At 74.0% G+C, this 12979-nt stretch carries 14 protein-coding genes; 5 read left to right on the plus strand and 9 right to left on the minus strand.

Features of this window, described 5'->3' with window-relative positions; translation table 11 throughout:
• Nucleotide 1 precedes the first annotated feature (1 nt).
• Entirely contained in the window at nucleotides 2–454 is a 453-nt protein-coding gene (locus ACFHW0_RS08480; RefSeq protein ID WP_089002639.1) for an SCP2 sterol-binding domain-containing protein, read from the minus strand.
• A 67-nt stretch (nucleotides 455–521) separates the two neighbouring features.
• Here ACFHW0_RS08480 and ACFHW0_RS08485 point away from each other — a divergent pair, with 67 nt between their 5' ends.
• Nucleotides 522–1166, plus strand: coding sequence for a TetR/AcrR family transcriptional regulator (locus ACFHW0_RS08485; RefSeq protein WP_416606649.1), 645 nt, complete (start codon nucleotides 522–524; stop codon nucleotides 1164–1166).
• A 57-nt stretch (nucleotides 1167–1223) separates the two neighbouring features.
• On the opposite strand, the gene ACFHW0_RS08490 is transcribed toward ACFHW0_RS08485, so the two are convergent.
• The 7 genes from ACFHW0_RS08490 to ACFHW0_RS08520 all read right to left on the minus strand — a co-directional run bounded on the left by ACFHW0_RS08490 (nucleotide 1224) and on the right by ACFHW0_RS08520 (nucleotide 8472).
• Complete coding sequence (locus ACFHW0_RS08490) at nucleotides 1224–1823, minus strand: DedA family protein (RefSeq protein ID WP_416606651.1); 600 nt, start codon at nucleotides 1821–1823, stop codon at nucleotides 1224–1226.
• 82 nt (nucleotides 1824–1905) lie between these two features.
• Entirely contained in the window at nucleotides 1906–3189 is a 1284-nt protein-coding gene (locus ACFHW0_RS08495; RefSeq protein ID WP_416606653.1) for an adenylosuccinate synthetase, read from the minus strand.
• Between the two features lie 46 nt (nucleotides 3190–3235).
• Nucleotides 3236–4195 (minus strand): hypothetical protein, encoded by a 960-nt coding sequence (locus ACFHW0_RS08500; protein ID WP_416606655.1) that lies wholly within the window; start codon nucleotides 4193–4195, stop codon nucleotides 3236–3238.
• Between the two features lie 9 nt (nucleotides 4196–4204).
• Nucleotides 4205–5179: a serine/threonine protein kinase gene (locus tag ACFHW0_RS08505; RefSeq protein ID WP_416606657.1), complete on the minus strand. Its 975-nt coding sequence runs from the start codon at nucleotides 5177–5179 to the stop codon at nucleotides 4205–4207.
• Nucleotides 5176–5931: an NUDIX hydrolase gene (locus ACFHW0_RS08510; protein ID WP_121397242.1), complete on the minus strand. Its 756-nt coding sequence runs from the start codon at nucleotides 5929–5931 to the stop codon at nucleotides 5176–5178. The genes ACFHW0_RS08505 and ACFHW0_RS08510 overlap by 4 nt, the downstream gene beginning before the upstream one ends.
• A gap of 115 nt (nucleotides 5932–6046) precedes the next feature.
• Nucleotides 6047–6871 (minus strand): MaoC/PaaZ C-terminal domain-containing protein, encoded by an 825-nt coding sequence (locus tag ACFHW0_RS08515; protein WP_416606734.1) that lies wholly within the window; start codon nucleotides 6869–6871, stop codon nucleotides 6047–6049.
• Between the two features lie 245 nt (nucleotides 6872–7116).
• A complete protein-coding gene (locus ACFHW0_RS08520) occupies nucleotides 7117–8472 on the minus strand; it encodes a 3-oxoacyl-ACP reductase (RefSeq protein ID WP_416606660.1) in 1356 nt (451 codons plus the stop codon).
• 55 nt (nucleotides 8473–8527) lie between these two features.
• On the opposite strand from ACFHW0_RS08520, the gene ACFHW0_RS08525 reads away from it, so the two are divergent.
• The 3 genes from ACFHW0_RS08525 (at nucleotide 8528) to ACFHW0_RS08535 (ending at nucleotide 11190) form a co-directional block, all read left to right on the plus strand.
• Complete coding sequence (locus ACFHW0_RS08525; RefSeq protein WP_416606662.1) at nucleotides 8528–9820, plus strand: acetyl-CoA C-acetyltransferase; 1293 nt, start codon at nucleotides 8528–8530, stop codon at nucleotides 9818–9820.
• A 63-nt stretch (nucleotides 9821–9883) separates the two neighbouring features.
• A complete protein-coding gene (locus ACFHW0_RS08530; RefSeq protein WP_416606664.1) occupies nucleotides 9884–10399 on the plus strand; it encodes a SigE family RNA polymerase sigma factor in 516 nt (171 codons plus the stop codon).
• Nucleotides 10396–11190, plus strand: coding sequence for a hypothetical protein (locus ACFHW0_RS08535; RefSeq protein WP_416606666.1), 795 nt, complete (start codon nucleotides 10396–10398; stop codon nucleotides 11188–11190). Before ACFHW0_RS08530 ends, ACFHW0_RS08535 begins: the two co-directional genes overlap by 4 nt.
• Nucleotides 11191–11252: 62 nt before the next feature.
• On the opposite strand, the gene ACFHW0_RS08540 is transcribed toward ACFHW0_RS08535, so the two are convergent.
• Complete coding sequence (locus ACFHW0_RS08540; protein ID WP_416606735.1) at nucleotides 11253–11468, minus strand: PIN domain-containing protein; 216 nt, start codon at nucleotides 11466–11468, stop codon at nucleotides 11253–11255.
• Between the two features lie 89 nt (nucleotides 11469–11557).
• Between ACFHW0_RS08540 and purB the strand changes: the two genes are divergently transcribed.
• Entirely contained in the window at nucleotides 11558–12979 is a 1422-nt protein-coding gene (purB, locus tag ACFHW0_RS08545; RefSeq protein ID WP_416606668.1) for an adenylosuccinate lyase, read from the plus strand.

A 12979-nucleotide genomic window follows, 5' to 3' on the forward strand; every position in this document is an offset into this window, starting at 1 on the left:
GTCAGGCCTTGGGGATGTCGAACAGGTTGGCGATGTTGGCGGCCAGGCCCAGGTCGCCCTTGGCCTTGAGCTTGCCGGTCATGAACATCATGACGGGGTTCGCGCCACCGGAGACGATCTTCAGGAACTCGACCGGGCCCATCGTGAGGCTGAGCTTCGGGTCGTGCTGCGGGGTCTCGTTGACGGTGCAGGCGCCGTCGGCGATGACCACCTCGTAGGTGTCGGTGCCCCCGTCGGGACGGCCGGTGATGTTCCAGTGGATGACCGCGTTGGTCGAGCCGGCCCGGTCGGCGCGGAAGAGCTGCGGCATCCGGCCGAAGACCTCGCCGAGGATCTTGCCGCGCAGGTCGCCGGACATCACCTCGGCGATCTTGTCGTCCGGGGTGGACTTGACCAGCTGGGCGAACTCCTTGGGGCCGACGTTCGCGAAGTTGGCCGGGTCGAAGTCAGTCATGGGGCTGCACCTTCCGGGTATTGGCTACTCGTGCGTAACCTTACGGGCGAGTAGGTATGCTCGCAAGGTGTCCACCCCACCCACCTTCAAGCGCCTCCCCCGCGCCGTACGCGAGCAGCAGATGCTCGACGCGGCCGTGAAAGTGTTCTCCCGCAGGGGCTTCCACGCCGCCAGCATGGACGAGATCGCCGAGGACGCCGGCATCTCCAAGCCCATGGTCTACGCGTACCTCGGCACGAAGGAAGAACTCTTCGTCGCCTGCCTGCACCGGGAGGGCACCCGGATGATGCAGGCCATCGCCGGGGCGGCCGCCCCCGAACTGCCGGCCGACGAGCGGCTCTGGCGAGGGCTGCGCGCCTTCTTCGGCTTCGTCGGGGCGCACCGCGACGGATGGGCGGTGCTCTACCGGCAGGCCCGGGGCGAGCAGCCCTTCGCCGGCGAGCTGGCCGGCATGCGCGCCCGGCTGGTCGAGGTGGTCGCCGGGATGCTCGACCACGCGCTGCGCGCCGAGGGCCGCGAGGTGGGCGAGACCGACCTGGAGGTCGTCGCGTACGCCCTGGTGGGGGCGACCGAGTCGCTGGCTGACTGGCTCGCCGACCACCCGGAGGCCGACCCGGAGAAGACCGCCACCCGGATGATGAACGTCGCCTGGCTGGGCGCCGGCCAACTCCTCCACGGCGTCACCTGGCACCCACGGGTCACCCTCTCCTGACCCCGCCGCCCTGCCCGCCGACGGCGGGCATCCGCGCGGCAGCAGTCGTCGCGCGGTTCAGCGGCGCCTGCGGTGGCGTAGCCAGCGGAACGACTCCAGCAGGAGGGTGACCGCCAGCGACAGGCCCACGCCGGCGAGGATGCCCTTGAACGGGTCGCGCTCGAAGGCCAGCCCGCCGAAGTAGCCGAGCAGGGCGCAGTAGAGCGCCCAGCTCACCGCCGCGACGGCGTCGAAGAGCAGGAACGACCGGAGCGGGTAGCGGACCGCACCCATGGTGAGGGTCACCGCCGTGCGGCCACCGGGGACGTACCGGGCGGTGGTCAGGATCAGCCCGCCGCGCCGCTGCAACGCCCGCCGGGCCCATTCCGAGCCGGCCCGGCGCCGGCTGTCCGCCGGGAAGCGGGCGAGCCGGTTCGCGCCGCCGCCGCGACCGATGGCGTACGAGACGTGGTCGCCGGCGCACGCCCCCAGCGCGGCGGCGACGATCACCCACACCAGGTCGGGGTCGCCGCCGGTGGCGAGCACGGCGGCGGTGATCACGGCCGCCTCGCCGGGTACGGCCGGGAAGAACGCGTCGACCGCGGTGAGCCCGAAGATCAGCAGGTACACCCACGGTGAGGCGACCAGCTGCCGGAGCAGGTCGAGCACGGACTCCATGCCTCCCATGCTCGCCGTGCGCGCCCCGCCCGGTGGCCGAGTCGCCGGATCACCCGCGTCGAGCCTCCGGCGGGGCCCGGCGTCACGCCGACGCCTCGGCCGGCGTCCTGACCGGCGGGAGGGGGCGTGGGGCGAGGAGCGGGCCGTGCGGCGTCTTGTCGTCGGCGGTGGGGCCGTGCGAGGTGAGCACCACCGGCGCGCCGAGCTCCCCGGCCACCGCCGACGGCCAGTCGACGGGCGGGTCGTCGTACACGGGACGGGAGCGCAGCAGGCGGGCGGTGAGTGCGGCCTGCCGGTCCAGGTCGCCGGGCGGGCCCGGGGTGAGCCGGTCGGTGGTGTCGTAGCGGCGGCAGATCCGCAGCCCGGGGCCGGCGAGGTCGACGTGGGTGAGCGCCAGGCCGTCGACCCCGCCGGCGGCGGCGAGGGCGTACCGGTGGGCGACCGCGTCGAAGTGGCCGAACCGGAAGCGCCCCTGCCATGGGTTGGTCGGGTTGTGCGGGTCGGCCAGCGGCAGGGCCGGGTCCTCGGTCACCAGCGGCCCGGGCCCGTGCCGGGTGGTGACCACCCGGAGCACCCCGATCCGGGTGGCGCCGCCGGGCTGGCCCGCCTCGGCGAGCAGGCTGTCGGCGTTGGCGAAGGTGGTGGTGCTCCACGTGGTGTACGGGTGGAAGCCGTGCCACTCGTCGAGCAGCACCCCCTGCGCGCCCTCGAAGACGCAGGTGCCGGCGCGCAGCGCCCCGGCCAGCCAGCTCCGGTCGACGATCGCGACCCGCCCGGCGAAGCCGGTGAACGCGGGCAGGCAGTCCTCGACGGGCGGCGCGTCCAGCGGGCCCAGCTCGGCGGTCAGCCGGTCCCGCAGGGCGGTCAGCCGGCGGCGCAGCAGCGCCGGGTTGCGGCAGTCGGCCACCCGGGGCGCCTCGTCGGGGTGGGCGAGACCGTACGCGACGGCCTCGCCCACCCCCAGCCCGCAGGAGCCGTGCCGGTCGGCTCCCCGGGCGATCTCGCGGGCCCGGTTCGCGGCCCGATGGTACGGGGTGGCGAGCAGCGCCTCCCCGTCCACGGTCAGCCGGTCGAGGGCGTCGGGCACCCCGACCGAGGCGAGGTGGTCGGCCTCGGCGGCCAGCGCCAGCGGGTCCACCACCACGTGCCGCGACAGGTGCGTACGGACGCCGGGGTGGAACGTGCCGGCGCCGAACTGCGCGAACGTGTGGTGCCGCCCGTCGCGCAGCACGACGTTGTGCGCCGCCTGCGCGCCCCCGTTGAAGCGGACCACCGTGTGCACGGGCCGGGTGGCGCAGAGCCAGTCCACGACCGTGCCCTTGCCGGCGTCGCCGTAGCCGAGGTCGACCACCGCCACGTGTCTCATCGCCGGGTCACCTCGCCGTGGCCGAGGTCGACCACCGCCACATGCCTCACAGCCGGGTCACCTCGCCGCCGGTTTCGCGGAACGCGGGCAGCGTCGACACCTCGGCGCGCCGCCCCCCGCGCAGGCGGGCCAGCGCCTTGGACACGGTGCCGGTGGCGCCCGAGCCGGCCCGGTCGAGGTCGCGCAGGCCCTCGTCCAGGTCGATGGCCTGCTCGCCGAGCCCGACGGTGAGCGCGATCGTCTCGCAGACCGCGTCGAGGTCGTCCAGCACGACGGTGTTCTGCCCGAGCAGGTCCCGCCAGAAGTCGAGCACCTTGGCGTTGCCGGCGTAGTGGCTGCCGGCGGGGAGCAGGTAGTAGGTGTCCCAGCGGCGGGTCAGCTCGTCGACGACCTGCCGCAGCGGCACGTCCTGGCGCACGTCGTCGCCGATGACGCGGGCCGCCTCGCGGGCCTTCACCTTCGGGTACGCCAGCTCGTCGCCGATGATGAACAGGTAGCCGCGCCGGCCGCGCTTCTCCCAGGAGTCGGTCACGGTGTGCCGGGCCATGAAGTACATGGCCAGCTCGTACGACTCGCTCATCTGTCCGCCGCCGCCGCCCTCCAGCACGATGCGGCCGAGGTCGTCGTCCATCCGGTTGTCCGACTCGAACTGGCCGACCTGCAACGGCACCCGGTCGCAGGTGGCGTCGCCGATCGCGCCGAACATGATCTGCGGGTCGCTGGCGTAGCCCTGCCGTTGCAGCAGCCCGAGCAGCTGCGGCAGCTTGGTCTGCAGGACGCGCGGCACGTTGCGCATCGAGCCGGTGACGTCGAAGAGCACCGCGATGGGCGTCGACCGGGGGTGCTCGTCGGAGTCGCGGCTCTCGCGCATCGCGTCGCGGGGGTCGAGGGCGGGGTGCACGGTCCGCGCCCCGCTGTCGCTGTAGGAGAACGCGCTCTTACCGGTCTTGCGGCGGTAGCGGTCGGCGGCGTCGTACACGTCGGTGGACCACATTCCACTGCCCATGACAGCTCCTTACGGGTTGAGGGTGAAGGGTCGGAAGGTGCGCGGCCCGTAGAGCCGCTCCAGCACCTCGTCCAGTTCGCGCAGCAGACGCCAGGCGTCGTCGGGCCGGGCGTCCAGGGACCGCTGGCGGCAGCCCCGCGCGAAGTCGTGCAGCTCGCGGGGCGCGCGCGGCCCCATCAGCCAGCTCATGCAGACGCTGGCCATCGCGATGTCGGTGCCCGGGCCGCAGGGCTTCTTCCGGGGGATCTCGTCCGGGTACCACTTCGCGTCGTAGCCGGGCACCAGCGCGGGGACCGTGCTGCCGACGGGGGCGGAGAAGCACCAGTCGACCAGCACCACGCCGTGCCCGTCCGGCTCGATCAGCACGTGCGGCGGCAGGACCGCACCGTGCACGATGCCCGCCCCGTGGGCCAGGCCGAGCGCCACCAGCAGCCGCCGCCACATCCAGGCCACGTCGCGGGCGTCCAGCCCGTCCGGGTACGCGCGCCGGACCTCGTCGAGGTCGTGCAGGCCGGGCGCGGTGGCGAGCACGTTGATCCGTCGTTCGGCGCCGGTCGCGGCGTCCCGGTGCGGGAAGTCCTCGACCAGCCGGGGCACGTACGGCAGGTAGCGCGGGTCGCCGCGCTCGGCGATGGTGCGCAGGGCGTGCGCCTCGCGGGCCATCAGGTCGTTGTCGGCGGGCCGCCGGGGCAGCTTGAGCAGCCGGTCGGCCCCGACGTCGTAGAGGTCGGCCAGGTCGCCCGAGTAGGCCGGCGTGCCGAGTCGGTAGTCGCCGAGGACGGTGACCTGCCGGGCCCGCCAGCGGGTGGTGACCCGGATGAACGCGTCGGTGGCCTCGGCGCGTACCGCCGGGTCGGGCGGCAGGCGGTCGGGGTGCAGGGCCGCGACCAGCTCGCGGTAGCGCCGGGCCGGCTGGTCCGTGCCGAACAGGTCGGCGTCGGTGCGGGCCGCCGCGACCAGGCGGACGGCGTCGGCGGTCCTCATCGGACCGCCTCCTCCCGGGCGGGGCGCAGCAGCGCCGGGTGCAGCAGCCGGGCGTCGCCGGCCCGGTAGAGCCGGGCGCGGGGACCGCCCCGGGCGCCGCCGCGCTCGGTGCTGGTGCCGGTGCTCTCCACGAAGCCCGGCACGGAGAGCACCTTGCGGTGGAAGTTGCCGGCGTGCAGCGGGTGGCCCCAGACCGTCTCGTAGACGGCGCGCAGCTCGCTGATCGTGAACTCGCCGGCGAGGAAGCGCGTGGCGAGCGGGGTGTATTCCAGCTTGGACCGGGCCCGCTCCAGCGCGTCGTCGATGATCCGGCCGTGGTCGAAGGCGAGCTGCCGGCCGGTCAGCGCGGTCACCGGCAGCCAGACCGCCTCGTCGGCGTCGGTGCCGGCGGCCGGGTCGGGCAGGTCGGGGGCGAACGCGAGGTGGGCGACCGAGACGACGCGCATGCGCGGGTCGCGGTCGGGGGTGCCGTAGCTGCCCAACTGCTCCAGGTGTACGCGGCGCAGCCCCTCGCCGCCGAGCCCGGTCTCCTCGGCCAGCTCCCGTCGGGCGCCGGCGGTGAGGTCCTCGTCGGGGCGGACGAAGCCGCCGGGCAGCGCCCAGTGCCCCTCGAAGGGCGGCTGGCCGCGTCGGATCAGCAGCAGGTGCAGCGCGCCGTCCCGGATGGTCAGCGCCACCACGTCGACGGTCACGGCGACCGACGGGTAGGCCCCGGGGTCGTACCCGGCCAGGAAGTCCTGCTCGTCAACCATGTCTCTCTCATTCTGAGAACATCTCGATCTGAGAAGAACTTAGCGCACGAGAACGCCCCTGCCAAGCCCGGGATCCGGATCCGGCAGGGGCGTGCCCAGCTTCGGCAAGGGCGCCTCAGCGTACGAGGCCCGCCAGGTGCGGTCGACCGCGCGAGTCGTGCAGGGCGAATCCGCCCTCCGGCAGCAGGCCGAAGCTCACCGTGCTCGGCAGCGGCACCGGCAGCTTGAAGGCCACCTCGACCGTGTAGGCGTCCGGCAGCCGGTTCTCCAGCGCGGCCAGGCAGCGGGCCTTGCTCCACATCCCGTGCGCGATCGGCCGGGGAAAACCGAACAGCCGGGCGCCGAGGCGGAGGGTGTGGATCGGGTTGTGGTCGCCGGAGACCCGCGCGTAGTCCGTACCGACGCGGGGCTCGACCCGCCAGCGGGCCGAACCGGCCGGCGTCGTGGGCCGCCCGGCCTCGTCGCGCCGCCCGCCGGCGCCCCGCTTGCCCTCCCTGCCGAGGTACGTCGAGACGCCCCGCCAGACCTCCGCCCCGTCGACCGAGCCGACCAGCACCACGTCGACCTGCCGCCCCCGGTCGTGCGGGCGCAGGTTCTCGGCGTACGCGCGGAAGTCGAGGGTCTCGTCGGCGGTGACCGGGCGGTGCACGGTGATCCGGTTGCCGATGTGCACCACGCCCGTCAGCGGGATGGGGAACTCCGGCGCGGTCATCAGCCGCAGGGCCAACGGAAAGCCCATGACGTGCGGGAACGTGGCGGGCAGCCGATCGGTGAGCCGGAACCCGCAGACCCGGTCGTAGTCGGCGAGGTGCGTCCGGTCGACGGCGATCCCGCCGGCGGCCAGCTCGACCGCCGGGACGCCCGCCGAGCGCCGCCCACCGCCGAGACCGGGCAGCGCGCCGAGCAGCGCCCGCCGGTAGAGCGCCCCGGCCGCCGGCATCCGGGGCAGCTCGACGCGCTCCCGGGCACCCGTCCCGGCCGGGCCCCGGCCCGAGAGGTCCTGCGTCGCCTCGGCGGCGGAGGCGGAGAGGTCGTGCGTCTGTTCGAGGCTCAGGTCGTGGCCGGACGTCTCCGGCGCGCGGATCGCGTCCAGGGTGCCCTGCGACAGGATCTCGGTCGGGCCGTCGATCAGCTCGTGCACCGACAGGTCGTCCGGGTCCGGTGCCGGTCGTTCTCGCCTCGCCATCACGCCCCCAGCAGACTCTGGCCGCAGACCCGGACGACGTTGCCGCTGACCGCGCCGGTCGCCGGCCAGGCCAGCCAGCCGATGGTCTCGGCGACGTCCACCGGCAGCCCGCCCTGGGACATGCTGTTCATTCGCCGGCCCGCCTCGCGCAGCACCAGCGGGATGCGCGCGGTCAGCCGGGTCTCGATGAACCCGGGGGCGACCGCGTTGACGCTGATCTGCCGTTCGCGCAGCGCCGGGGCGAGCGACTCCACCAGCCCGATCACGCCCGCCTTGCTGGTGGCGTAGTTGGTCTGGCCCCGGTTGCCGGCGATGCCGGCGATCGAGGAGACCGAGACGATCCGGCCGCCGGCCGGGATCAGCTCCCGCTCCAGCAGCACGTCGTTGATCCGCTCCTGGCTGGAGAGGTTGACGTCGAGCACCGAGTCCCACCGGTCGGCGTCCATCCGGCCGAGGGTCTTGTCGCGGGTGATGCCGGCGTTGTGCACGACCACGTCGACCCGGCCGTGTCGGTCGGCGAGGTGCGCGGCGAGCCGGGCCGGGGCGTCGGGGGCGGTCAGGTCGAGCTGGACGGCCGTGCCGCCGATCTCGTTGGCGACCGCCGCCAGCTCGTCCCCAGCGGCCGGGATGTCCAGCGCGACGACCCGGGCGCCGTCGCGGGCCAGCACCCGGGCCAGCGCCGCGCCGATGCCCCGGGCGGCCCCGGTGACCAGCACGACCTGCCCGTCCAGCGGGCGGTCCCAGTCGGCCGGCGCCTCGGCCGTGCCGGCGCCGACCCGGACCACCTGCCCGGAGACGTACGCGGACCGGCCGGAGAGCAGGAACCGCAGGGTCGCCTCCACGCCGGTCCAGGTGCCGGCGTCGGGATCCTTGGTGACGTGGACGAGCTGGGCGGTGACGCCCCGGCCGAACTCCTTGCCGATGCTGCGGGTCAGCCCCTCCAGGGCCCGCTGGGCGGTCGCCTCCCGGGGGGAGCCGCACTCGTCGGGCGGGGTGCCGAGCACGACGACCCGGCCGCTGGGCAGCACCGACCGGGCGTGCGGGTGGAAGAAGTCGTACAGCTGCCGCAGCTCGCCGGAGTCGGTGACGCCGGTGGCGTCGTACACCAGGGCGGCGAAGCGCCCGGTGGACTCCACGGCGCCGGGATCGCGCAGCTCGACCCCGGCGGCGGTCAGGAGCTTGCCGACCGGTTCGGCGAGCCGGCCGCCGGTCGCGGCGCCCAGCAGGACGGGGCCGGGCACGACGGGGTCGCCGGGGGCGTGCCGGCGCAGTCGCGGCGGGTCGGGCAGCCCGAGGCGCTTGACCAGCGCACGACCGGCCCCCGATCGGACGAAGCTCGCGTACCTGTCGGTCATAGGCGTAGCCTACTGGCGAGTAGGTTGAGAGCAAGTCTTTCGAGGAGGCGGGATCGTGCAGAGCATCCGGCGGGTGGCGGTCATCGGCGGCAACCGCATCCCCTTCGCGCGGTCCAACTCGCGGTACGCCAGCGCGTCGAACGCCGACATGCTGGGCGCCGCGCTGGACGGGCTCGTCGCCCGGTTCGGCCTGGCCGGCCAGCGCGTCGGCGAGGTGGTGGCCGGCGCGGTGCTCAAGCACGCGAAGGACTTCAACCTGACCCGCGAGGTCGTGCTCGGCTCGAAGCTCGACCCGCACACCCCGGCGTACGACATCCAGCAGGCATGCGGCACCGGGCTGGAGGCGGCCATCCTGGTCGCCAACAAGATCGCCCTCGGGCAGATCGACGTCGGCATCGCCGGCGGCGTGGACACCACCTCCGACGCGCCGCTCGCGGTCAACGAGGAGATGCGCCGCACGCTGCTCCGGCTCAACAGCGCCCGCACCCTCGGCGAGCGGCTGAGGATCGCCGCGAAGCTGCGTCCCACCCAGCCGTTCAGGCCGGAGATCCCGCGCAACGCGGAGCCGCGTACCGGGCTGTCGATGGGGGAGCACGCCGCCCGCACGGCGTTGCGCTGGCAGATCGACCGGCAGGCCCAGGACGAGCTGGCGCTGCGCTCGCACCAGCGGCTCGCCGCCGCGTACGACCGGGGGTTCTTCGACGACCTGCTGACCCCCTACCTGGGGCTGACCCGGGATGCGAACCTGCGCCCCGACACCAGCCTGGAGCGGCTCGGCTCGCTGAAGCCGGTCTTCGGCGCCAAGGGGCCCGACGCCGAGGCGGCGACCATGACCGCCGGCAACTCGTCGCCGCTGACCGACGGCGCCTCGACGGTGCTGCTGGCCAGCGAGGAGTGGGCCCGCGCGCACAGCCTGCCCGTGCTGGCGTGGTTCTCCTGGTCGGAGACCGCCGCCGTCGACTTCGTGCACGGCGACGAGGGGCTGCTGATGGCCCCCGCGTACGCGGTGCCCCGGATGCTGTCCCGGGCCGGGCTGACCCTCCAGGACTTCGACTTCTACGAGATCCACGAGGCGTTCGCCTCGCAGGTGCTGGCCACCCTCGCCGCCTGGGAGTCCCCGGAGTTCTGCAAGGACCGGCTGGGGCTGGACGCCCCGCTCGGCGCGATCGACCGGGAGAAGTTGAACGTCAACGGCTCGTCGCTGGCCGCCGGGCACCCGTTCGCGGCCACCGGCGGGCGGATCGTGGCGACCCTGGCGAAGCTGCTGGCGGAGAAGGGCGGCGGGCGGGGCCTGATCTCCATCTGCGCCGCCGGCGGCCAGGGCGTGACCGCCATCCTCGAACGCTGACCCGGGCAACCTGCCCGGCCCCGCTCTCCGTCCCTTGGACATGAGGCGGCGAAGGCGGAACAGGTGAAGCGGGCGGACGAGGACGAGTACCGGCAGTTCGTCGAGGCCCGGCTGGAGCACCTACGCCGCACGGCGTACCTGCTCTGCCGGGACTGGCACACCGCCGACGACCTCGTCTCCATCACGCTGGGCAAGCTCTACCGGGCCTGGCCCCGGGTCCGCGCGGCGGAGAACGTCGACGCGTACGTCCGGCAGGTGCTCACGCGCGCGTGGCTGGACGAGCGGCGGCGGCCGTGGCGGCGCGAACGCAGCACCGACGAGGTCCCCGACGATGCCGCGCCGGACAGCGAACCCGACCTGGCCGACCGGGAGCTGCTGCTCGACCTGCTCGGGAAGCTGCCCGAGCGGCGGCGCGCGGTGCTGGTGCTGCGCTTCTACTGCGACCTCTCCGTGGAGGACACCGCGCAGATCCTGGGCGTCACCACCGGCACGGTGAAGAGCCAGGCCGCCAGAGCGTTGGAATCACTACGCCTGCTGGCCGTGGACCAGCCGGCTCTGAGAACGGGGAGGTTCGCGTGACGTACCGGGAGATCTTCGACGCGGCGATCGGCGATCCGCCGCCCACCTCGATCGACCTGGACGGGGTGATCCTGCGGCAGCGCCGGCTGGTCCGCACGCGCCGGCTCGGGGCGTACGCCTCGGCGGCCGGCGGGGTGCTCGCGCTGGTGCTCGGCGCGGGCCTGGTGGTCGACCGTCCGGACCTGCAGCCGGCGCCCTCGGCAACCGCCTCGCGGCCCCCGCACCGCAAGAGCAACCAGCTGCTGCCCACGGAGGCGGCCGAGCGCTACCAGGGTGGGGTGGCAGCGGCCTTCGTCGCGCGGGCGCCCGGAGTCCGGTGGGTGCCACTGACCGCGGTGAGTCGCGACGTCCTTCCGACGGCACCGGCCGGCGACGCGCCGGTCGGGGGCGCGTACGAGGACTACCGCAACGTCGGTTTCTCGGCGCACGCCTACCCGGTCGACCCCACCGGCGCGTTCAGCAACGAGTTGTCGGCCCTGGCGTTGGCCGAGCCGCAGCCGGGCATGAACCGCGACGTCATGGACTGCGACAAGCAGACCTTCGACTCGTGCGGCCTGTCGGCGGGGCCGGACGGCGCGCGCGTCCGGGAGACCGCGCGCGTCCGGGAGACCGCGCGCGTCCGGGAAGCCGTTGGGGGCGGCGACGTCACCCACTTCCGGGGGGTCGACGTGCTGCACCGCGACGGCACCTGGATCAGGATCTCGCTGCACAGCCGTGACGGGCGGTTCGTGCTCACCCCGGAGCAGCTCCGGGACCTCGCCCTCGACCCGGCCGCCCGCCCCGCCTGGTGACCCGGGCCGCGGCAGGGTGGAGTCGGCGGCGGATGCCCGGCTGGCACGAGTTGGTTCGGGACCTACTTGATCGTGCCGGCCGGGGCGAGCCATCGCACGGGTTGACCGGTCACTTCGGAGATCTGGTCGAAGTCACGGTCGTAGTGCAGCAGGGACAGGCCCTGGTGTTCGGCCGTCGCCGCGATCAGCAGGTCGACGGCGCCGGCCGAGCGGTGGGTGCCCCGGGCGGTGAGCTGTTCCTGGATCTCGGCCGCCCGCTCGTGGATCCGGTCCGGCATCCCCACCCGGTCGAGCACGGTGTCCGCGCAGTCGGGCGGGCGGACGTCCTCGTCCGGGCCGTCACAGGCGACGTGAAAGACTGAGGTACGTGACGATTCCGAACGTGCTCGCCAACCGGTACGCCTCACCCGAGCTGGTCGCCCTCTGGTCGCCCGAGGAGAAGATCCGGATGGAGCGGCGGCTCTGGCTCGCCGTGCTCCGGGCCCAGCGGGACCTCGGCGTCCCCGTGCCCGACGGCGTCGTCGAGGCGTACGAGGGGGTGCTCGACCAGATCGACCTGGCCTCGATCGCCGAGCGGGAGCGGGTCACCCGGCACGACGTGAAGGCCCGGATCGAGGAGTTCAGCGCGCTCGCCGGGCACGAGCACGTGCACAAGGGGATGACCTCCCGGGACCTCACCGAGAACGTCGAGCAGCTCCAGGTGCGCCGCTCGCTGGAGCTGATCCGCGACCGCGTGGTCGCCACCCTGGCCCGGCTGGCCCGGCTCGCCGTCGAGCACTCCGACCTGGTCATGACCGGCCGGTCGCACAACGTCGCGGCGCAGGCCACCACGCTGGGCAAGCGCTTCGCGTCGGCCGCGGAAGAACTGCTCATCGCGTACGAGCGGCTGGAAGACCTCATCAACTGGTACCCGCTGCGGGGCATCAAGGGCCCGGTCGGCACCGCCGCCGACCAGCTCGACCTCTTCGACGGCGACGCCGAGCGGGTGGCGGAGCTGGAGCGCCGGGTCGCGGGGCACCTCGGCTTCAGCCGGGTCCTCGACAGCGTCGGGCAGGTCTACCCGCGCTCGATCGACCTGGCGGTGCTCTCCACCCTGGCCCAGGTCGCCGCCGCCCCGTCGTCGCTGGCGACCACGATCCGGCTGATGGTCGGCCAGGAGCTGGCCACCGAGGGTTTCAAGCCGGGCCAGGTGGGCTCCAGCGCGATGCCGCACAAGATGAACACCCGCTCCAGCGAGCGGGTCAACGGCTTCGCGGTGATCATCCGGGGTTATCTGTCGATGGTCGGCGAGCTGGCCGGCGACCAGTGGAACGAGGGGGACGTCTCCTGCTCGGTGGTCCGCCGGGTCGCCCTGCCGGACGCGTTCTTCGCCGCCGACGGGCTGTTCCAGACCTTCCTCACCGTGCTCGACGAGTTCGGCGCGTACCCGGCGGTGATCAACCGGGAGCTGGAGCGCTTCCTGCCGTTCCTGGCCACCACGAAGATCCTGGTGGCGGCGGTCCGGCGCGGTGTCGGCCGCGAGGTCGCCCACGAGGTGATCAAGGAGCACGCGGTCGCGGTGGCCCTGGCCATGCGCGAGAAGGGCGCCGCCGAGAACGACCTCTTCGACCGCCTGGCGGCGGACGGCCGGCTGGGCCTGACCCGTGGCGAGATCGACGCCCTCGTCGCCGACCGCACCGCCTTCGTCGGCGCCGCCCCGGCCCAGGTCGAGGCCGTCGCCCGCCGCGTCGCCACGGTCGTGAACGCCCACCCCGAGGTCGCCACCTACACCCCACCCCCCATCCTCTGA

Origin of the sequence: Micromonospora sp. LOL_025 (assembly GCF_048060285.1) — a bacterium.
GTDB lineage: Bacteria > Actinomycetota > Actinomycetes > Mycobacteriales > Micromonosporaceae > Micromonospora.